The organism is Lysinibacillus sp. NPDC097231 (assembly GCF_044761885.1).
GTDB lineage: Bacteria > Bacillota > Bacilli > Bacillales_A > Planococcaceae > Lysinibacillus.
The window spans coordinates 42,087-63,760 of sequence record NZ_JBIWDH010000029.1 but is presented as its reverse complement, the minus strand read 5'-3'; the positions used below and the strand labels follow the sequence as shown (position 1 = coordinate 63,760).

The 21,674-nt window shown below is 37.1% G+C and carries 23 protein-coding genes; 10 read left to right on the top strand and 13 right to left on the bottom strand.

Translation table 11 applies throughout. The features are described from left to right. From ACIQXF_RS16645 to ACIQXF_RS16615, 7 genes are all read right to left on the bottom strand, one after another. On the bottom strand, positions 1-193 hold a 193-nt coding region (locus tag ACIQXF_RS16645), incomplete at its 3' end, for a hypothetical protein (protein ID WP_402784804.1). A 60-nt stretch (positions 194-253) separates the two neighbouring features. Further along, positions 254-2,443, bottom strand: coding sequence for a YhgE/Pip family protein (locus ACIQXF_RS16640; protein WP_402784801.1), 2,190 nt, complete (start codon positions 2,441-2,443; stop codon positions 254-256). Between the two features lie 126 nt (positions 2,444-2,569). Then, positions 2,570-3,142, bottom strand: coding sequence for a TetR/AcrR family transcriptional regulator (locus ACIQXF_RS16635; RefSeq protein ID WP_402784798.1), 573 nt, complete (start codon positions 3,140-3,142; stop codon positions 2,570-2,572). Between the two features lie 120 nt (positions 3,143-3,262). Further along, entirely contained in the window at positions 3,263-3,793 is a 531-nt protein-coding gene (locus ACIQXF_RS16630; RefSeq protein WP_402784795.1) for a FixH family protein, read from the bottom strand. Positions 3,794-3,796: 3 nt separating this feature from the next. Beyond that, complete coding sequence (locus tag ACIQXF_RS16625; protein ID WP_402784792.1) at positions 3,797-5,185, bottom strand: sensor histidine kinase; 1,389 nt, start codon at positions 5,183-5,185, stop codon at positions 3,797-3,799. Beyond that, the gene (locus ACIQXF_RS16620) at positions 5,182-5,865 is read right to left on the bottom strand and encodes a response regulator transcription factor (RefSeq protein ID WP_402784789.1); all 684 of its coding nucleotides are present in this window, start codon (positions 5,863-5,865) and stop codon (positions 5,182-5,184) included. The genes ACIQXF_RS16625 and ACIQXF_RS16620 overlap by 4 nt, the downstream gene beginning before the upstream one ends. After that, positions 5,862-6,830 (bottom strand): YncE family protein, encoded by a 969-nt coding sequence (locus ACIQXF_RS16615; RefSeq protein WP_402784786.1) that lies wholly within the window; start codon positions 6,828-6,830, stop codon positions 5,862-5,864. The genes ACIQXF_RS16620 and ACIQXF_RS16615 overlap by 4 nt, the downstream gene beginning before the upstream one ends. Positions 6,831-7,020: 190 nt before the next feature. Here ACIQXF_RS16615 and ACIQXF_RS16610 point away from each other — a divergent pair, with 190 nt between their 5' ends. Continuing rightward, positions 7,021-8,106 carry a glycosyltransferase gene (locus ACIQXF_RS16610; protein WP_402784783.1) on the top strand — a complete coding sequence of 362 codons (1,086 nt, stop codon included), beginning with the start codon at positions 7,021-7,023 and terminating at the stop codon, positions 8,104-8,106. A gap of 317 nt (positions 8,107-8,423) precedes the next feature. On the opposite strand, the gene hemY is transcribed toward ACIQXF_RS16610, so the two are convergent. The 3 genes from hemY to hemE form a co-directional block, all read right to left on the bottom strand. Next, positions 8,424-9,851, bottom strand: coding sequence for a protoporphyrinogen oxidase (gene hemY, locus ACIQXF_RS16605; protein ID WP_402784780.1), 1,428 nt, complete (start codon positions 9,849-9,851; stop codon positions 8,424-8,426). A gap of 14 nt (positions 9,852-9,865) precedes the next feature. Beyond that, the gene (hemH, locus tag ACIQXF_RS16600; RefSeq protein WP_402784777.1) at positions 9,866-10,786 is read right to left on the bottom strand and encodes a ferrochelatase; all 921 of its coding nucleotides are present in this window, start codon (positions 10,784-10,786) and stop codon (positions 9,866-9,868) included. Positions 10,787-10,941: 155 nt separating this feature from the next. Further along, positions 10,942-11,991: a uroporphyrinogen decarboxylase gene (gene hemE / locus ACIQXF_RS16595; RefSeq protein ID WP_402784774.1), complete on the bottom strand. Its 1,050-nt coding sequence runs from the start codon at positions 11,989-11,991 to the stop codon at positions 10,942-10,944. A gap of 228 nt (positions 11,992-12,219) precedes the next feature. On the opposite strand from hemE, the gene ACIQXF_RS16590 reads away from it, so the two are divergent. Beyond that, positions 12,220-12,738: an antibiotic biosynthesis monooxygenase family protein gene (locus tag ACIQXF_RS16590; protein ID WP_402784771.1), complete on the top strand. Its 519-nt coding sequence runs from the start codon at positions 12,220-12,222 to the stop codon at positions 12,736-12,738. A 482-nt stretch (positions 12,739-13,220) separates the two neighbouring features. Continuing rightward, the gene (locus ACIQXF_RS16585) at positions 13,221-14,381 is read left to right on the top strand and encodes a M20 metallopeptidase family protein (RefSeq protein WP_402784768.1); all 1,161 of its coding nucleotides are present in this window, start codon (positions 13,221-13,223) and stop codon (positions 14,379-14,381) included. A gap of 108 nt (positions 14,382-14,489) precedes the next feature. Here ACIQXF_RS16585 and ACIQXF_RS16580 read toward each other — a convergent pair whose 3' ends face one another. After that, positions 14,490-15,674, bottom strand: coding sequence for an ABC transporter permease (locus ACIQXF_RS16580; RefSeq protein ID WP_402784765.1), 1,185 nt, complete (start codon positions 15,672-15,674; stop codon positions 14,490-14,492). Beyond that, positions 15,658-16,407 (bottom strand): ABC transporter ATP-binding protein, encoded by a 750-nt coding sequence (locus ACIQXF_RS16575; RefSeq protein ID WP_402784762.1) that lies wholly within the window; start codon positions 16,405-16,407, stop codon positions 15,658-15,660. Before ACIQXF_RS16575 ends, ACIQXF_RS16580 begins: the two co-directional genes overlap by 17 nt. A gap of 104 nt (positions 16,408-16,511) precedes the next feature. Here ACIQXF_RS16575 and ACIQXF_RS16570 point away from each other — a divergent pair, with 104 nt between their 5' ends. The 6 genes from ACIQXF_RS16570 to ACIQXF_RS23065 all read left to right on the top strand — a co-directional run bounded on the left by ACIQXF_RS16570 (position 16,512) and on the right by ACIQXF_RS23065 (position 19,895). Next, a complete protein-coding gene (locus ACIQXF_RS16570) occupies positions 16,512-16,925 on the top strand; it encodes an HIT family protein (protein ID WP_402784759.1) in 414 nt (137 codons plus the stop codon). 147 nt (positions 16,926-17,072) lie between these two features. After that, the gene (locus ACIQXF_RS16565) at positions 17,073-17,603 is read left to right on the top strand and encodes a tryptophan transporter (protein ID WP_402784756.1); all 531 of its coding nucleotides are present in this window, start codon (positions 17,073-17,075) and stop codon (positions 17,601-17,603) included. Between the two features lie 168 nt (positions 17,604-17,771). Continuing rightward, positions 17,772-18,167, top strand: a complete 396-nt coding sequence (locus ACIQXF_RS16560) for a YtxH domain-containing protein (RefSeq protein WP_402784753.1) — start codon at positions 17,772-17,774, stop codon at positions 18,165-18,167. Between the two features lie 156 nt (positions 18,168-18,323). Then, entirely contained in the window at positions 18,324-18,884 is a 561-nt protein-coding gene (locus ACIQXF_RS16555) for an HTH-type transcriptional regulator Hpr (RefSeq protein ID WP_402784813.1), read from the top strand. A gap of 209 nt (positions 18,885-19,093) precedes the next feature. Continuing rightward, positions 19,094-19,639, top strand: coding sequence for a DUF3267 domain-containing protein (locus ACIQXF_RS16550; protein ID WP_402784750.1), 546 nt, complete (start codon positions 19,094-19,096; stop codon positions 19,637-19,639). A 70-nt stretch (positions 19,640-19,709) separates the two neighbouring features. Continuing rightward, positions 19,710-19,895, top strand: coding sequence for a hypothetical protein (locus ACIQXF_RS23065; protein WP_008173337.1), 186 nt, complete (start codon positions 19,710-19,712; stop codon positions 19,893-19,895). 179 nt (positions 19,896-20,074) lie between these two features. Here the strand turns inward: ACIQXF_RS23065 and ACIQXF_RS16545 are convergent, their stop codons facing one another. Beyond that, the gene (locus tag ACIQXF_RS16545) at positions 20,075-20,179 is read right to left on the bottom strand and encodes a YjcZ family sporulation protein (RefSeq protein WP_402784747.1); all 105 of its coding nucleotides are present in this window, start codon (positions 20,177-20,179) and stop codon (positions 20,075-20,077) included. A gap of 142 nt (positions 20,180-20,321) precedes the next feature. Here ACIQXF_RS16545 and ACIQXF_RS16540 point away from each other — a divergent pair, with 142 nt between their 5' ends. Further along, positions 20,322-21,248: a peptidylprolyl isomerase gene (locus tag ACIQXF_RS16540; protein WP_402784744.1), complete on the top strand. Its 927-nt coding sequence runs from the start codon at positions 20,322-20,324 to the stop codon at positions 21,246-21,248. Positions 21,249-21,674: the final 426 nt, after the last annotated feature.

Below are 21,674 nucleotides of genomic sequence, written 5' to 3'. Positions count from 1 at the left end.
TTATTTTTTTAGTCATTCGGTACACGTCCTTTAAAATAGTTATTTCTATCATAGCTACTCTCAGTTTTCCGTGTCCACTTTTTATACTAACCTCAGTTTTCGAACCTACCTGAGCAGTTTTCGAACCTACCTGAGCAGTTTTCGAAGACACCTGAGTGATTTTCCCTCGTACACGAGCAGTTCTCGCTCTCACCTGAGCGTTCTCACAAAAAAACACCCATCAGATTTGATGGGTGCAAAAAAATTCCTATTTTTAGTTTTCTTCAGCTACTTTTGAGTAACGTTTTGTGTGTAGTAACATGAAATAACCGAAAGTAATCGCTAAGAATGCTACTAGGAAGCCTAATAGAATTCCGTAGTTTTGCATTAAGAATGATGTATCTCCAGTAGAAATACTTGATTTAAATGCTTGAACAGTATATGTCATTGGCAATAGTTTGTTAAATATTTGTAATGGTGATGGGATTAACTCAAGTGGGAATGTACCAGCACTTGTTGTAAGTTGTAAAATTAATACTACAATCGCCATGAAGCGTCCTGGATCACCGAAAATTGAAACTAGCATTTGGATTAGAGCTAAGAAAACATAGCTTGTTAATAATGCTGTTAGGAAGAAGTATCCTAAGCTATATACTTCAAGGCCTAAGCTCCATTTTACAATAACCACTGTTAATATAGTTTGAATTAAGCCGACTATTGCTAAAACTGAGACTTTACTTGTAAACCAAGCTGCCCCATTTTTTGGACGGATCGCAGGTTCCACAAGCGGGAACACGATAGAAATTAATAATGCACCAACGAATAAGCCAAGTGAAATAAAGTATGGTGAGAAGCCTGTTCCATAGTTTGGTACATGGTTAACAGATTCTTTTTCAACCTCGACTGGGCTACCTACCATATCATATGTGTCTGTATTTGCATGTACTTCGTTTGCTTTTTCACTTGCTTCATCTAGTTTGCTAGATAATGTTGTTGTTCCATCTGCAAGTTCAGTTGAACCATCAGCAAGTGTTGCAGAACCTTCTGCTAGCTCACCAGATTTCGAAGCGAGCGTTGTTGTACCCTCATTTAATGTCGTAGTACCATTTGCTAACTCATTTAAACCGGAAGCTAATGTTTTAGAACCTGTAACAGCAGTATTCACACCAGCATTTAATTCACCTAATTTTTCAGCAAGTGTTGTATTACCAGCTTGAAGACCTTTTGCACCTTCGATTAATGCACCACTTTTTGATGTTAACGCGTTAGCACCTGCTAAAACTTCTGCTTGACCTGCTGCAATTTGTGTTGCACCAGAACTTACTTGATTAGCACCAGCCTGTAATTTTTCTGTACCAGCTGATAAAGAACCTAAGCCATTATGCACACTTGCACTTCCTGCTTGTAGCTCTGCTAATGATTGCTTTAATGCTGCTGCTTGTTCTTCAGGTAATGATGCCATCATGCCTTGTAATTGATTTGCTAAAGCCGTGATACCTGCTTCTACCTTTGCAGAGCCATCTGTTAATTGGCTTGCTGCACCATTTAATGCACCTGCATTGTCAGCAATTGAAGCTGCACCTGCACTAATTTGTTGTTGTTTTTCGTTTATTGTAGTTAAACCTGCTTGCACCTTCGCTACACCTTGTGTATATTGCGATAAACCTTGCTCTAAAGTTGTTGCTCCAGTTGCTGCTTGCTGTGCGCCTTGTTGTAATTGAACAGTACCGTCCTGTAATTTTACTAAACCAGTAGATAAATCATTAGCACCTTTTGCAGCATCTCCAGCACCTTTTGTAATTTTATCTGCACCATTTGACAGTTCAATTGTGCTTGATGCTAGTTGTTCAAGATAACCCTTTAAATCTTTCGCACCATTAGCTACTTTTTGAGCACCTTCGTCTAGCTTATTAGAGCCATCAGCTGCTTCTGTAAAGCCATCTCCAAGAGTTGTAATAGAATCAAATAATTTTTCTGCATATGTCGCAGAAACTTGTGAATTGACTTCTGCACGTACACGGTCCATTGCTGTTTCACCAATTTGTGCACCAAGGAAGTTTAAACCTTCGTTTGGAATATAATTCATGACTAATTTAGATGGTTTATCATCTAATAATGTCGTTGCATGCTCAGAGAAATTTGTTGGAATTTCTAGAATCATGTAATAATCTCGGCCATTCAAGCCTTTTTCAGCTTGTTCTTTGGATACTTCAATAAAGTTAAATTCATTACTCTCGACAAGCTTATCGACTAGTTCGTTCCCGAGATCTAATTTAACCCCTTCCATTTCAGCACCCTTATCTTCATTGACAACAGCTACTGGCAAATTTGGTAGTCCTTCATACGGATCCCAGAACGCCCATAAAAACATGCCTGCATACATGACTGGGATAAATAATACAGCGATTATCGAAACAAGCATTTTTCTTGTTTTCAAGATTTTCAGCCATTCAGCTTTAATCATAAATTTCTTTCACTCCTATACTATTTGACCAAAAACGTCAATTGGTCATTTTTATTCAAAAAAAAATCTAAATCTAAACCTTTCCATGGTGCAAAATTGCCCATAGACCGTCTTAACCCAACTGAATCAAGTTAAAATCAGTCCACGGAAGATTGTTTCCTTGAAAAGATTTAGTATCTTTTCTTCTGGAATATTGTCGCCATGTAGCTCATGCCAATCAACGACAAATGCTAGATACGCCTTTAACAACAGATAGCTTACTAATTCTGTATCACAGCTTCTAATTTCACCTTTATCGATACGTCTTTGAATTAACTCAGCAACATACGATAAAATTTCATTCTCAATGCGAATTAAAACTTGTTTAACTGCAGGCGTTCGTAATTCCTTTTCCTCCTCTAATAACTTCGCAAATAAAAGATGTTGTTCACGGAACTGTAGCAATCTCATTAAAGCATTATGCGCATTGTCCATAAAGCTAGCTGACGCATCCAACACTGCATCCGCTTCAGCCTTCATCTCTCGTACAAGTGACATGGCTATCTCTTGAAATAAAATTTCTTTATTTGCAAAGAATGTATAAATCGTTCCCTTACCAACATTAGCAATTTTCGCAACTTGCTCCATCGTTGTCGCCTTGTAACCAAACAATGTAAAGGATTTTGCAGCTGCTTCAAGAATTTCCTGCCTACGATCCATTAGTAACATCCTTTCCGTTATATTATGTACATGCTTTGTACACGAAAATGATAATGACCAGAAAACCATTTCGGTCATCTGGTCATTATCATATTCCTATTTTAAAAATAATGCAAGCATTTAATGATGATTTTTTTCATTTTTTTCTTGATCACCATTCTCAGTACCTTCTGATGTATCATTACTGTCATTCATCATGTTATTATTCATGCTGTCATCCGTTTTTTTATCTTCTGGTAAAACTTGCGTCATATCAGGTGTTCCGGCTGTAATTTGTTGCTTTGGCATATTATGAATACCATTAGCAGTTGTATGAGCATACATATAGTATACGCCATCATGGTCAAATGTAGTTGTCGCTTTATAAACGCCATCTTTCTCTAATTTACCATTAATCATTTGTCCCTCATCACGTTTACCAGATTCCCACACCTCAAATTCAACAACGGCATCATCAATGTTTTTGCCACCTTGGTCAACGTGTGCAGCAAGTTCAATCGTTTTATTAATGGCTACTTCTTTTGGGGTTAAAATTTCAACCTCTAACATTTGAGGCATTTCCGGTTCTTTCAACGTTACAGGTTCCTTTTTTTCGCCGCATCCCACTAATAATGCAGGTACTGCGATTAATGCCAATAACCATTTCTTCATTGTTTATTCCTCCATTAACGGCAGTGTGATTTTCACTATTGTGCCTTTTTTAACTTTACTGGCAATTTCAATTTTGCCATGTAATTGCTTTAATAATTGCTCGACAATTGACAACCCGAGTCCACTACCGCCATCTGCTCGACTTCGCGCTTTGTTTACACGATAAAAGCGCTCAGTTACATGCGATAAATCCTCTTGTGGAATCCCAATGCCATAATCCTTAATGGTTATTTGTGCACGACCATTATTTTCAATAGCTGTGATTTCAACCTTTGACTGCTCGTACGAGTAATTAATAGCATTTTCAATAATATTAATAAAGATTTGTTTCAGCTTTATTTCATCGGCTTTGATGATTAATGCATCATCAGCATCTAAATGCAATGTAATATTCTTCTTCACAGCCTGATGAGTTAATATTTTTTGAACTTCACGAAGTGTTTCGGCAAGAGGGATTGGATATAGCATAATTTCTGTTTGTTCATTTTCCATACGCGCAAGCTGAAGTAGCTCATTTGTTAAACGTTCCATACGATTCGCCTCACGTACAATTAGCTGAATGGTTTCTTCCTTTTGGGCTTCTGGAATAATGCCATTTTGCATCGCTTCACTATACCCTTTCACATAGCTAATCGGTGTCCGTAACTCATGTGAAACTGTTGCTAAAAAGGTTTTTTGAGCCTCATCCTCTTGCTGTATCGATTCCGCCATTTTATTAAAGGTGCTCGATAATCTCCCAATTTCATCTTTTGAATGAACTGGCACACGTGTCTCATAATTACCGTAGGACATTTGCTCCACAGCTCTCTGCAAATTGCTTAATGGTTGCATAATATGACGAATACCTTTATAAATTAAAAAACTAATGGCCAATAAAAATATCAAAGCGCTGACAAATAAAAAAATGACTTCATTATTTGCTAATTCACTAATCTTTGCTAAAGGGAAATAAATATAAATAATTCCTTCAAGCCTATTTTGATCAACTAGCGGAAGTACTACAGAAATAAGCTGTCTATCAAACCGAGGCTCATACCCTATTTTTTGCACATATTCGCCTGCTAATAATTGCTGTCGTTCCTCAGGACCAATTAATGTTTCAAAATCAATATCAAACGGCACACAGGCACTTAGTTCCCGTGGATTTCTTACTGCAAAAATATTTAAATTCGAATAATCATTATAATGTTCAATATCCGCAATAAATTCATCTGTTACCTTACCATTGGAATACATAGTTTGTAGCTTTGTCCCTACTTCTATCATCGTCGCTTCTGTGTCTTCTACATAAAGTCGTTCATATAAATAATCAGTCAGGACATACATAAAGACAACCGTAATGATTAAAAATGCAAAGATTAATAGCCAAATGCGTGTTGAAATCTTTTTCATTCGCCAGGATCAAAGCGATAGCCTACTCCCCAGACAGTTTGAATATGCCCTGCCGCTTCCTTTCCAAGCTTTAAACGTAAAGTTTTGATATGGGTGTCAACCGTTCTAGTTCCCCCAACATAATCAATATCCCAAATGCGTTCCAGTAATTGCTCCCTTGTATAAGCATTTCCAGGATTTTTCATAAATAGATGCAATAGTTCAAATTCCTTTAAAGTAAGCGGAATACTCTTTCCGTTTACTGATACCTTGCGCGCAATTTCGTCTATCTTAATAGATCCAATCAACATATACTTTTGTTGTAAATCTTCAATGTTAGAACCACTTCTTCTCAATACAGCATGAATTCGCGCAACAAGTTCATCGTTTGTAAACGGTTTTACGATATAATCATCTCCGCCAAGAGTAAGACCTTTAACTTTATCCTCATTTGCATCACGGGCTGTAAGGAAAATTATAGGTACATTCGACATCGCCCGAATACTTTGACAAACAACAAAGCCATTTTCATGTGGCATCATTACATCAAGTAAAACTAAATCGATTTTTTCACGCACAATAATATCGTATGCTTCAGTACCACTTGCGGCAGTAAAAGTTTCAAATTTTGAATTATTGAGCATCATTTCTATTAAATTACGCATATCTTGTTCATCATCAACAATTAATACAGTTGTCACAACTTTTCCTCCCTCACTAACAGTTGAAATGCGCCTTTCCCTACATCAACTGTTTTTTCCACCTGACCTTCTTTTATGAAATACAATGTATGGTCATCATAGCCTGCGACAACAATATATTCTTTAAACTGATTAACAACAAATGGATTAGCTCCTACCTCTTGTTGCCATTTCACCTTTCCATTAAAGTCAGCAACATATAATTCATTACGGCCATGACTAACAACAAGGACAGCATCCTCAGTCTTGGTTAATCCAACAGGCATTAAAGGCATTTCGATCTGCCCATGCTCCTTTCCTGTTGTAAGATCATATTTTTTAACAGAGCTATTCGGCTTACTTCCTTCTCCATGACCGCCTATCCATAGCTCGTTAGTTTCTTCAAGAATTGCTATGCCATGCGATGATTTTTGAATTGGCCACTCTTGCTCAACCTCTAGATTATCTATGTTCAATACCGATAATTTGGTGTCTTTATAATTAATCACATATAACTTATCTTTATAGGCTGCCATTGACATAGGATAATTACCGAGTTGCTGTGTTGCAAGGTCATTCCCCTTCACATCAAAGCTTGTCACTGTATTAGTTTTACTATTCGCAATAAAAAATTGTTTTCTATTTTCAGCATAATACGCATTAGTTGTACCGATTTCCACCTTTTTGGAGTATAGCTTTTTACCAGTGGATAACGTATATACGTCAAATTCATTTAATTGATGACCATACAATAACACACGATCCTCTCCGAGCAATATTGCCCCAGAGTAAGCTTTATCAAATAACCATGTTACCATCACATTACCTTGCTCATCTATAAAATCAAGCGATGGCTCTTGTATATTTAAGGACGCAATAAAATTTCGATCACGTTCAATAGGCTCAAACGATTTCTCCGTACATCCTGCGAGCCAAGCAATTTGTACTACAAGAAAAATGAAGAATGCCCATTTTTTCAACATCATCACCTCTGTTTCTTAACTATACTTCACAATTGTGAAATCCGCGTGAAACTTGAAAGGTAAATTTATGACAAACAAAACAAGCAAATTTCAAGATTATTTTGGTGTAATGTTACATCAACGAGCATTTCACTAACCAAAAATTATAGTAACACATATACTACATTGATTATGGCAAGGAGGAATCGATCCTATGGTATCCATTAGCTTATGTATGATTGTGAAAAATGAGGAAGATGTCATTGGTAGATGTCTAGCATCTGTAAAAGACTTAGTCGATGAAATTAATATTGTAGATACTGGCTCCACCGACAATACAAAGTTAATCACTAAACAATTTACAGATCGAATTTTTGATTTTGAATGGATTAATCATTTTGCAGCTGCACGGAATTTTTCTTTTCAACAAGCAACAAAGGAGTACATTTTATGGCTAGATGCAGACGATGTATTTTTGCAAGAGGATCAGGAAAAATTTAAAGCATTAAAAGAATCCTTAAGCTCTGATATAGATGCTGTTTCGATGAACTATAATTTGAGCTTTGATAATGAGGGAAATGTAAGCTCTCTGTTAAGGAGATATCGGTTAGTACGAAAGGATAAACAATTCCAATGGATAGGTGCTGTCCATGAATACTTAGAGGTAGGTGGGAAACTTTTGGATAGTGATGTCTCCGTCAGCCATTTACCACTCAGTCATGATCATACTCGAAATATTAATATCTATAAGCAACTCGTTGAATCAGGAGAATCACTCACTCCACGCGATACATTTTATTACGGGAATGAATTACTAGATCATGGACATTTTGAGGACGCAATATTTTACTATGAAACATTTTTAACCTCTAAATTGGGTTGGGTGGAAGATAATATTCGAGCCTGCTTCAAATTAGCAGATTGTTATTCCAATATAAATGATAAAGAAAATACTTTGAGCTCCATATTAAGAAGCTTTGAATATGCTATTCCTCGTCCAGAAGCATGTTGTAGACTTGGCTTTCATTTCATGGAACAATTCAAAAATTATGAAGCAGTATTTTGGTATAATCAAGCACTAGTCATTAAGCAAAATCCAAACACACCGTTCCAAAATAAAACATTTACCACTTGGTTGCCCCATTTACAACTTTGTGTCCTCTATGATCGGTTACAACAATTCGAACTAGCAAACACACATAATGAATTAGCCAGATCCTTCTTGCCAAATGATGAAAAAATTCTACACAACAAAAAGTATTTCGATCGTATTTTAAATAAAGGAAATGAAAAATTATAATTTTCTTCATTCCCCACTGAGTATTGTAGTGGAACACAAGCTAAGTACTCCTCATCCTGTGGAAACGCTTGTGTGACCAACATCGTGTGGCCACAATCTGGCTTTTACGGGCAGTTAATCTTCCACCTAACTGCCTTACTTTCGCTGAAAATTGAGGTAGGTCTTGTACCCAATGCTTCGCTTTTGGTACAGATTAATTACTGCTCGTAATTGCAAGATAAAAATGTAAAATGTATTTGATTCGCAAAAGACAATAAAAAAAGTAGTACAAACATTCATTCCTAGTCTGTACTACTCTTACTGCTAATTTTAGTTTTTTATAAATGACCAAACATGTCCCCTAATAATTCATCGGCAACTTTTTTACCTTGCTCGACACATTCAGGTATGGATATTCCTTCGAAAGAACTTCCCGAAAGCTTCACAGTTGGAAAATGTTCCTGCAATTCATGTTTTACACGTTCCACCTTTGCCTCATGTCCAACCGTATACTGTGGCATAGCATTTTTCCAACGCGTAACAACTGTCATTACGGGTACCCCATCTATACCAATTGTTTTCGTTAAATCCTGTAATACGGTCTTTTCAATTTCAGTGTCGGATAACGCAACAATCGCCTCGTCGCCAACGCGTCCAATATAACTGCGTAACAATACATAATCATCTGGCGTTGTGCCTGGCCATTTTCGATCAATCCAAGTACAAGAAGTTATTGAAAAATCACTATTTCGAGAGACATAAAATGATAATGCATCTAAATCACCCAGCTGGTCTTTTTTAAAGGCCATTGTTACAGTCGCAATAGTTGCTGCCTTCATCGTACTCAACTCAGTTAATAGCTGATATTTGCTGAACATTTTGGCTGCCACATTAAATGGTGTGGCAATAATGACAGCATCTGCTGTTATTTGTGAGAAATTATTTAACACAATTTGTACAGTACTATCCTTGCCATGCAAAATTTCTTCGACTTTAACACCCTTTATAACTGTCCCAGGAATTAGTGATTCTTCAAGTTTTTCAATAAGGGTTTCAAGACCGTTATTAAATGTTTGAAAAATCCCCTTATCTTTCGCAATGAGATTGCTACTCAAAAAATTTGTGCCAGACTTTTTCATACCGACAAGTAGGCTGCGATATTTTTGTTCTAATTCGTAGAGCTGTGGGAATGTCGAGCGCATACTAAGCTGCTCAATATCACCCGCAAATGTCCCTGCAAGTAATGGCTCTACTAAATTTTCAACAATTTCAGCACCAAATCTTCTTCTAAAAAACGCCCCTAATGGTTGATCATCATCCTGTGCAGAGCGGGAAATGAAAAAATCCCCCGCAGCACGGATTTTTCCGCTAAGTGAAAACAAACCTGATGTAATAAATGACGAGATATGCGGTGTTGCCCCAGACAAAAGATTACTTGGGATTGGATATAATTGACTACCTACAGCAACATAAGTCGGCCCAGCATTGCTTGTCATCAATTCCTGTTCAATTCCTAAATCCTTTGCCAAATGATATACATAGTTCTCACGATCAAAAAAAGATTCTGGCCCGCGCTCGATAATAAAGCCATCTTTTCTTAGTGTTTGGATTTTTCCGCCAAGACGTAATGACGACTCGACAAGTACGATATCTAACGGCAATTCTTTTGCGCTTGCTTCTTTTTGCATATAGAATGCAGCTGTGAGGCCAGTAATGCCACCGCCTACAACAACTACCTTTCGTCTTTTTTGAGTCACCAACATCATCACTTTCTTTTCGCTTAGCTTAATTTTTTATGAATGGCATCAACCATCGCATCAATAAATAATGGATGTGTATTTGGCATTGCTGGACGATAGTATTTTGCACCAAGTTCATCACAAACAACTTTACATTCAAAATCGTTGTCATATAAAACTTCTAAATGTTCTGTCACAAAACCAACTGGCGTGTAAACGAATGAGCGGAAGCCCTTTTGCTCGTAAAGTTCACGAGTTAAATCTTGAACATCTGGACCAATCCAAGGCTCTGGTGTTTGGCCTGCTGATTGCCAGCCTACTTCTACATTTTTTACGCCAGTTGCTTCTTGGATTAAACGAGCTGTCTCGATTAATTGATCTTCATATGGATCGCCCAACTCTTTTATTTTCTCTGGAAGTGAATGTGCAGACACGATTAAACATGCTTTTTCACGCTCATCTGCAGACATTGCATTAAACGTTTCATTCACTTTGATGTTCCAATACTCGATGAATTTTTGTTCATCATACCAAGATTCTACAGAAGTAATTGTTAAACGATCCCCAGCCGCTTCTACTGCTCGACCATTATAAGATTTAATAGAAAACGTTGAAAAATGTGGTGCTAATACAATAGAAACAGCTTCTTTAATGCCTTCTGCTACCATTCCTTCAACAGCATCTTCAATAAATGGGTGAATATGCTTTAATCCAATAAACAATTTGTATTCTACATCATCTTGAACTTCATTTAATCGTGCACATAAAGCTTCTGCCTGTGCTTTTGTAGCAGCAGCAAGTGGCGATAAACCACCAATTGCTTCATAACGACTGCGTAAATCTTCTAAGTGCTCTGCTGATGGTTTGCGACCGTGACGAATATGTGTATAGTAAGGTTCAATATCTTCTTCTTTATAGGGTGTTCCGTATGCCATTACTAATAAGCCTTTAACTTCTTTCATTAACCTTTTCACCTCTAAATAATAGTTAAATTATATCTTTCTCAGTACATAATGTGACAAAAAGAAGCTGTCCAATTCATCCAGTTGGACAGCTCCCTTTCTATGATGATAACGCAGTATCATTCACAGAAAAGGATATAAGATTTCTGCTAAGTTTAAAAACGTGCTTGGATTTGTTGTGCACTGTAGTCATGAATAAGAGCCGTTAAACGTTTCAATACTTCTGGGTCTACCTCTGGGAATACACCATGACCTAAGTTAAAGATATGTCCTGGCATTTCTAAGCCTTGATCGATAATATCCTTTGTACGTTTTTCAATAACCGACCAATCAGCAAGTAATAACGATGGATCTAAATTACCTTGTACTGGTTTAGTAATACCATTCGCACGTGCTTCTTTAATTGGTAAACGCCAATCTAAGCCAACAACATCAATCGGTAAATCATTCCACTCTTTTGCTAAATGACTTGCACCGACACCGAACTGAATAAGTGGCACATTTTCTTTTTTCAGCTCTGCAAAAATACGTGTCATAATTGGTTTAATGAACACACGATAGTCTTCAACATTTAAAGCACCAACCCAAGAATCAAATATTTGGATAGCTTTTGCTCCCGCTTCGACTTGGGCAGAGACATCAGAAATAATCATGTCAGCTAATTTATCCATTAATGCGAACCAAGCTTGAGGCTCTGATACCATAAATGATTTTGTTTTATTATAGTTTCTCGAAGGGCCACCTTCAATCATGTAGCTTGCAAGAGTGAATGGCGCGCCTGCAAAGCAGATTAAAGGGACATTCAGTTGTTCCTCTGTTAACATTTTTATCGTTTCTAAAACGTATGGTGTATGCTCTTTTGCATTGAATTCACCTAGTTTTTCTATATCAGCGACTGATCGGATAGGATTTGAAATTACAGGACCTACGCCTGCTTTGATTTTCACATCTATCCCAATACCAGGAAGAGGTGTTACTATATCTTTATATAAAATTGCTGCATCAACATTATAATTTTCTACTGGTAATCGCGTTACATATGCACAAAGTTCAGGTTGATGTGTAATTTCCTCTAAGGAATACTTTTCTTTAATTGCACGATATTCTGGCTGAGAGCGTCCTGCTTGTCGCATATACCATACTGGTGTATGTTCTGTTCTTTCTCCTCGTGCAGCACGTAGAAGTGTATCATTAAAAGTTGTCATGAATAATTCCTTCCCCTCGATAAAATTCATATCGTAAAATTCTGTTATTTCTTCTTTTATTATTGATATCCGTTTTCAATAGTAAACGCTTCCTCTGTTATTGTATAGTTTTACTCAAGAAATGTCATAAAATTGTTCTTTCTATGAGTGTTTCTTTTTTGACAAAGCTTAAGACTTACACTTAAATGGAGATAATCACGCTAAATCATCCATAAGGAGGGCAATTTTTTGTATATTTATTTAACTTCTGGCACAGGAGATTTTTTGGAACAGCTAAAAAATAAGTATTCAAACGAGGAGATGATTTTAATTCACGGAGAAGGAAACTCTGTGCTCATTCATGAAACAGAAGGGAAAACTGTATTTGCCACACCACGTAAGTTTGAGGTACTGGATTCAGTTCATGATTTAGAAGAACGTGGCTTCTTTGTCTTTAACAATATTCCTGTCACAGATGAAGGCCGACCTGTTTTTGAACATCGCTTTTTAAATCGAGCTCGTGCTATAGAAGATGAGCCAGGCTTTGTAGCATTTCGACTACTTCGCCCACTAAATAGTGAAACATACATTGTCATGACACAATGGAACGGTCCACATTCTTTCGAAGCGTGGAAAAGCTCAAAAGCCTTTAAATCTGCACATGTCGAACGAGAAGAACCAACAGGAGCACGTCAGCAAAACATATTCTCTGCCGCTTCCTATGTAACGACCTATAGCGTTGCCCCAAAAGAAGACAACGAAGCTTAGTTGAGGTGTGCAGGGATTCACTGCTTTCTGCTGGGATTCTTCGCGGGGCTCGGGTATTCGCTGCGCCGCGCGGGTATTTGCTGCGCTTTCCGCGGGGATTCTCCTCGGGCGCGCAGGTATTCGCTGTGCTTCCGCGGGGATTCTCCTCGGGCGCGCGAGTATTTGCTGCGCTTTCGCGGGGATTCTCCTCGGGCGCGCGGGTATTCGCTGCGCTTTCGCGGGGATTCTCCTCGGGCGCGCGAGTATTTGCTGAGCTTCCGCGGGTATTCTCCTCGGGCGCGCGGGTATTTGCTGCGCTTCCGCGGGTATTCTCTTCGGGTGCGCGGGTATTTGCTGCGCTTCCGCGGGTATATCGGGTCGCAAGGAGATTTATTACTCATCCCAAGAATATTCTTTTATGAGAAGTGCTGACCTGCTGTTTATCCAGTTAGTGAAACTATTATTAAGAAAATCTAGGATAATCTGTTTAAGGAGTATTTACGATGAATCAACCATTACTTGAAAAAATCGATGCTCATTTTGACGAAATGGTGGCTATCCGCCGCCATCTACATATGCATCCAGAGCTAAGCTTCCAAGAGCAAGAAACTGCAAACTATATTACTCAGTTTTATAAAAGGCTTGGTGTACCAGTCGAAGCAAACATTAGTGGCTACGGCCTTATTGCGCGTATTAAAGGAAGCAAACCTGGCAAAACGATTGCCTTACGAGCGGATTTTGACGCACTGCCAATACAAGATGAAAAAGAAGTATCATACAAATCAACTGTCCCTGGCGTAATGCATGCTTGTGGGCATGACGGACACACAGCTACTTTATTAATTGTTGGTAAGCTCTTATGGGAAATGCGCGATGAATTAGCAGGAGAATATGTGTTAATTCATCAACATGCTGAAGAGGCTGACCCGGGTGGCGCAATTGGTATGGTGCAGGCTGGAGCACTGAATAACGTCGATGCTATTTTTGGCACTCACCTATCCTCCAACCATCCAACAGGCATGATTGGTTACCGAGTAGGACCAATGATGGCTGCTGTTGATAGTTTTGAAATGAAAATTCAAGGGCAGGGTGGCCACGGCGCTCATCCGCATCAAACAAAGGACGCTATTGTTATTGGTGCTCAGCTTGTTATGAATTTACAGCAGCTTGTCGCGCGTCGAGTTGCACCAACTGAATCAGCTGTTTTGACAGTTGGCTCATTTGTAGCTTCTAATGCCGATAATATTATTGCAGATACAGCCTATTTAAATGGGACAATTCGTACATTTAATAAAGATGTACGTGAAACAATGGAGCATGAGTTCAAACGAGTTGTGGAAGGAACAGAAATTGCCCATGATTGTACAATTGAATTGGACTACCGACGTGGTTATCCAGCAATCGTCAATCATGAAAAAGAAACACTATTTATTCGTGATATTGCACAGGATATTTGTGATGTGGTTGAAATTGAAGCAACTATGGGTGGCGAAGATTTCTCTTATTACCTTGAAGAAAAACCAGGCACATTCTTCTTTACAGGAGCAGAACCAGCTGAATATGCACCTCATCATCATCCAAAATTCGATATAGACGAAAAGGGTATGCTTGTAGCGGCAAAGGTATTAATAACAGCAGCACTAGACTATCAATTAGTAGAATAAAAAATAAAATAAAGCTCATTTTTCCAATCAATCTTCATTCAGCCCACTGAATGAGATAAAAGAATTGGAGAAATGAGCTTTTACTATTTAATAGTATTACGCTTAACATTAAGATTTCGAAACTCTAGCAGTCAATTCACTTACAACTAACACGATAACCATGGTTACATAAAACATTGGCTGTATGACACCACATAGACCAACTATTATGGCTTGAGTTATCATCGCAAGTCGCACAATTTGTTTGACTGCTGTCTTGCGCGCTTCCTCTGGTAACGGATAGAGCATGTCCATACGGAATTCACCGCTTGATAATAATGCTTGCTTTAATTGAATTGTTGTAGCAAAGCTTAGTGCACCTGCAACAATCCATGTAACAACTGGGATATCTACAAAGGCTACAATAACTGCTGAAATAACTGTTAATCGAAGCCATAAATAAAAATGATCATCTGTTCGTATGAATGTACGGAACACTAAATACTTTTGAGCATTGTCCTTGTTATATGGTACAAATTTGTAAAGCCAATTAAGCCAGCCACGACGACGAATGCTGCCATGTAAATGCGGTACGTCTGTGAAATAATTAGCGAAACGGTAAAAGCTCATCATACGATTTTGTTCAAGCTTCACAAAATGTTCATATGGCACAGGCTCACCTGCACATTTTTTTCTAAATACCAAAATATACACAAAACCAATAATGGCAGCAAGTAGCGCTAAAATAAGCTGTGTATGAAGTCCCATGTAGACAGCAACAACAAAAATAACAGCTCGAATTAGCCTGTCCACCCAAATCATTTGCCCCCGTTCACTATAACGGTAGCTAAATTCACCCTGAACACTTAAATACTTCAATATAATAATAAGGAGGAACACTGCCCAAATCTCAAATGTTGTTAATTCAGTAACAGCCTTTAGTAAAGGGATACAAACGATATAAACAATTGCTACAATCCAAACCTGTGACCAAAACGTCCACGCTAACGCCTTTTTAAAATACTGGGACATTTTTGATTCTAAAGGTAATAAATACACTTGGTCAGGCTCTCTTAAGAGTGAAGTTGGACGACTAAATGCTAATAAAATCCCTACTATCACCGCAATTAATACCTCTGCTGGAAAATCAGGCTGTAAAATTTTCAGCCATTCACTATATTGATAGCCCCCTGCTCCAATAAGAAATACTAGTACAATCGCTATATGCCCCGTAAAAATGAATTGCATATATTTTTGCACTTCACCTATAAAGTGCATGAAGCGAGAGGACCATACATCACGCAAGTTCTTCATGGTCGCGCTCCTTTGTCATAGCAATATATAGGTCATCTAATGTCGCATGTGGCATCGCAAATGTCTTACGTAAATCCTCCATTGTTCCTTGTGCTCGCACACGTCCTTCATGCAATAAAATTATGCGGTCACAATGCTTTTCAGCGGTCGATAAAATGTGCGTGGACATTAATATAGAAGCGCCCTCTTTTTTCTTATCATCCATCTGATCAAGCAATGATTGAATTCCAAGTGGATCGAGCCCCACAAATGGCTCATCAATAATGTAAAGGCTTGGATTGATTAAAAAGGCACACATGATCATAACCTTTTGACGCATCCCTTTTGAAAAATGCGATGGGAACCAATTAAGTCGTTTTTCCATTCGAAACTCTTTTAATAGTAATTCCGAACGAGCCGCAAGTGTTGCCTCATCTAAACCGTAAGCCATCGCTGTTAATTCTAAATGTTCTCGTAATGTTAGCTCATCGTATAATACAGGTGTTTCAGGGATGTAGGAAAATGCTGTACGATACTTGTCTGTATTTTCCTTTAACGTCACACCATTTAAACGAATGTCTCCTTCTTTTGGAAGCATTGTTCCAATGATATGTTTAATAGTTGTACTTTTACCGGCACCATTCAAGCCGATTAAGCCAACAAGTTCCCCTTTTCCGATCGTAAATGATAAATCTTTAATAACCGGCTTCCTTGTATAACCACCTGTCACATGTTGTACCTCTAATACCGTCATGCCCTCACTCCTCTTCTTGTTTATATTTTATCAAAAATTAGCAAATGATACAGTTATGAGTATGATAGAATGTACTTACATATAAAATAAGGGGGAAATTTCGAATGAGCGATTGCCTATTTTGCAAAATCATTGATGGATCCATTCCAAGTACAAAAATTTATGAAGACGAACATGTCTATGCATTTACTGACATTTCACCTGTAGCAAAGGGGCATACCCTATTAATTCCAAAACACCATTGTAAGGATCTATTCGAAATGCCTGAGGATGTAGCTCGTAATTTATATGCAGTAGCACCAAAAATTGCGAATGCTATAAAAGCTACTTTTAATCCAATTGGACTTAATACAATTAATAATAATGGTGCTGCAGCTGGACAAACTGTTTTCCACTACCACTTACATTTTATTCCTCGCTATGATGAAAAAGAAGGTCTGGGCTTAATTTGGCAAACACAAAAATATACACCAGAGCAATTAGCTGAAATTGCGGAAAGTATTAAAGCTAATCTTTAATAAGTTTACAATTTTACCACTCAAATTGTCAGAAAAGTGTATTGCATTTTATAAATTTTTATCGTACAATCACAAATAAGTTTCGCTAACGGTCATGAGGACACGTTAGGAGACAAATAGAAAAGCTTAGTTGAGGAGAGATTAGAAATGAATACAAAGAATTTAGTTTTGATGGCACTTTTAGTTGGTGTCGGTGCTGCCCTTTATGTAGTTACACCAGGTATGGTAAACGGTATGAAGCCTGATTTTATGCTAACAATGATGTTTATTGGCATTTTACTATTCCCTACTATTAAAGAAACGTTCTTACTTTCTTTAGCAACAGGTGTACTTTCAGGATTGTTTACGACGTTTCCAGCGGGACTTGTTCCAAATATTATCGATAAAGCAGTTACTGGTTTTATTTTTTTAGCAGCCTTAATGGTACTGAAAAAATTGGCTAGCAACTTTGCAGTATCAGCTATTTTAGTGGGTTTAGGAACAATTTTATCGGGCACTGTCTTTTTAGCAGTAGCACTATTTGTGTTCAACGCAAATGTTGGCGCAACATTTGCAGTATTATTTATAGGCGTTGTATTACCTGCTGTGGCATTTAATGTCATTGCGTTTGTAATCATTTACCCTATAGTTGCAAAATTAGTGAAACGTTCTAAATTCACTACCACAATTTCAATTTAATAATAAGTGCTTACGTCTCCATTTTGAGGGATATGTACTTTTTACTAACAAAAGAAGCTAAACCGTGATTCAAAATCACTCGTTTTAGTTTCTTTTTTCTTTTGGTATATGTGCATTTCATGGTTTAATAGTAGATAACATGATCATTACAGAAATGAGGTATTCAATATGAAAGCAAAACCATTTTTAATCGGACTAACAACTGGAATTGTAGGCGGGGCAATCGCTGTACTTTTTTCAACACCTCAATCAGGACAACAATTGCGCGCTAATTTGCGGGCAAATGCTGAAATCACAAAGGACAAACTTTTAGATGTAAAACAACAAGTAGACACAGTAAAACAATCCGTTAGTTCACTAACAAATGAAGTAAAAAATAATATACCGCAAATAATAAATGATTTAAAACAAACAATTAGTACATTCACAGAAGAAATTGAACCTTCAAAAAATAATTTACAACAAGAAATAGAGGCATTACAGAATTCGATTAACGAAATCGAGAAAAACGTTGCACAATTCACAGAAAAAAAGGAAAAATCGCAAGAAATAATTAACGACTAAAGTCCTTTTTCAGTAATGAAAAAACTATATTTTTATTACTTTTAATTAATATATTATTATTTTTTAACCACTTTTCAATTTTTTCATTTTTCTAACTTTAAACTTTTTTTCTTTATTGCTATAATATTTTTAAAATGTTAAAGAAAGCAGTAGGTGATGGCTTTGTCAGAGGAATTATACACTCAAAAAGAAGCGATGCTTTATAGTCAAAGAATTGCACAATTATCAAAAGCCTTATGGAAAGCGGTTGAAAAAGATTGGCAACAATGGATCAAACCATATGATTTGAACATTAACGAGCATCATATTTTATGGATTTCGTATCATTTAAAAGGGGCTTCGATTTCCGATGTGGCAAAATTTGGTGTGATGCATGTTTCTACAGCATTTAACTTTTCTAAAAAATTAGAAGAGCGAGGGTTCCTTAAATTTTCAAAGCGGGATGATGACAAACGTAATACGTATGTTGAATTAACAGAAGCAGGTACAGATCTTATTGTTGAAATGAATAGTAATTATCATAATACGTATCATTCTGTCCTCGAGGGCTCATTAGCTTTAAAAGACTTATATGGTCGCTTCCCAGAATTTTTAGATGTTATGGCTGTTATTCGCAATATATATGGAGAGGACTTCATCGACATTTTCGAGCGCTCCTTCCAACACTTCCGTGATTCCTTTGACAAAATAGAAGAACGGCCTACAGTAAAAGGATAAAGTTAAACTAATCAGTGGGGTTTTCTTCATCCCCACTGATTTTTAGTTTTTTACCAATTGCGCTTTTCCAGCAGTAATGTAAATGCGGGAGTATATCATGCCAAAGGAGGTATCTTAGAAATATTTCTAAGATCCCCCCTTTTTCTTGCAATCTAACATAAATCAATTTACATTAAATAGGACCCTTCCTATAACGGAGTTGATAAACCATGCATTGTTGGAAAATTTTAAACCTTGAACATCACTACGGAACAACGCGTATTATTATAATGTCTGTATTTGTTTTTCTAACTGTCTTTTCTCTATCCTACGTGACATTTAATTTATTTAATGACGAACACTATACGGATTCTTTGTTGTGGTTATTTGCCATTGCTGTACTAGCACTTTATCCGATTCATAAATTCATACATTTTTTAGCACTGTATGATTTACGCCGGCATTTAAAATTACGTGTGCGTACCCAATTTTATGTTATTCCAATTCTACACATGCGTATTCGCGAACCTTTATCGAAAAATCGTTATATTTTAGCTTTACTCACGCCATTTATTGTTTTAAATACCGGTATTGTATTAGGTATAATACTATTTCCTGCATATACCCATTATGGCACATTGCTATTAGGCTATCATTGTAGTCTATGTTTAATTGATATTCTGTATGTGAAATATTTACTGAATTCACCTAAGAATTCCCAAATAGAAGAAACACCAAAGGGCTATGAAATTTTAGTACCGACTACTATTCACTAAAATGCTTGTACTTGTGTTTTATTGGCGTTTTTTGTTATGCTATTAATACTGAAAGAGGGGAGGAATAGACTTGCTATTAATGATCGTAGTTCTATTCTCGGTATTCTATTTATTTCAAATAAACCGCATGACATACGCACTGTGCATGCGACGTGAAATTCCCGAAGAAAACCAGCCAAAAATATTCCGAACTATAAATATACTTATTACAATTTTACTTGTCTCATTTTATATTGAAATTTTATATGCAGTATAGTTAAAAAAATTGCACCCGCGCCCATCCGCACGCACGAAGGTAAGTTTGACACCCATGTGACAACTCTTTCTGACCAACCTCATTGTTTGGGAAGTGACCTCAAGCGTGCGGCGCGAATGCTTTACATTGTTAAGAAAAGCTAAGGACATTACACCCTTAGCTTTTCGTCATTTTATTAATTAGTATAGGAACGCTGCACCAACGATAATTAATAAAATAAATAACACAACTAATAAAGCAAAGCCTGAGCCGTAGCCACCGCCACCGTATCCTCCGCCGCTCATAACTTCACCCCCTTTCTTTCTATATCCTATGCGCTTCAAAATTTGAAATATAGGCTATACTCAAGGGGGAACCATTTTGTTTTTAAAGCGTTTATGTTATAGTAAAAAATGGACGAAACCATGTTAGGAGAGAAAATTCAATATGAAAAAGACAGTTTTATCTTTAACATTAGCTGCTTCGGTATTAGCCCTTGGTGCTTGTAGCGGAGGAGATAGTAAAGCCATCGTTACTTCTAAAGTAGGCGACATTTCAGTTGAGCAATTTAATGAGACAGCTAAAACTTTAGCAGGCTCTGCTGTTCTTCAACAATTAGTAGCTGAGAAGGTTCTTGCTAGCAAATACGATGTAACTGATAAAGAGATTCAGGCAAGATACGATGACTATGCCTCACAATATGGGGATGGATTAAAAGACATGTTAGCACAAAGTGGCTTGAATGAAGAGTCATTTAAAAATAACTACTTACGACTAGAAGTTTTGCAAGATAAAGCTTTGAAAGACCAAGCCATTAAAGAAGAAGATGTAAAAAAACATTATGAACAAATGAAAACTGAATTAAATGGACGCCATATTTTAGTAGCAGATGAGAAAACAGCTAACGAAGTTATCGCTAAAATTAAAGGCGGAGCTTCTTTTGCAGATGTAGCAAAAGAATACTCAACTGATACTGGTTCTGCTGAAAAAGGTGGGGAGCTTGGCTGGTTCTCTGTTGGTGCAATGGTAGATGAATTTAATGATGCTGCTTATGCCCTTCCTTTAAATACTTTAAGTGAACCAGTACAATCAAGCTTCGGTTACCATGTTATCGAAATCACGGAAAAGCGTGATGTAAAAGATGTTGGTTCCTTTAAAGATGAAGAGGAAAACATCCGTACAACAATGCTAGCTAAATTAATGAATACAGGTGAAGGTCAGCAAATTCTTAAGGATATCGTTGCAAAAATGGCGAAAGATGCTGATATTAAAACGTCTGATAAAGATTTAAAACCAGCTATAGAGGCCATTACAACAACAAGTGAAGATCAGGCTAAGGCAGCTGAAGAAAAAGACCAGGATACTAAAAAATAAATCTAATATTACCAATTTAAATAGGTTACTTTGATGTCAACGTAACCTCAGTCTATCGAGAAAAGAGGCTGGGATAAAACCCATCTCTAAACTAAAAAGCCGGTGAAATTTTACTATCAGTAAAATTCCACCGGCTTTAAATTTTTTTCATAAAAAAATAAGGACCACTTCTGATAAAATTAAGTCACCACAACAAAATTATACAGAAAGAAGGATCCTTATGTTTAAAAGATTATAACATGAATCAATTGCGGTGACCATTATAAATCGCAACGGTACTTTTTCCTTTACTGACATCTAACGCAATGACATGTTTCATCTCATTCTTCTCCTTTTGACCAATCATAGAAGCCTTCACAGTACCTTATCGATTCCACTTTCTTATACACGATCTCTTAGGATCCAACATACTAAACTGATTCAAAT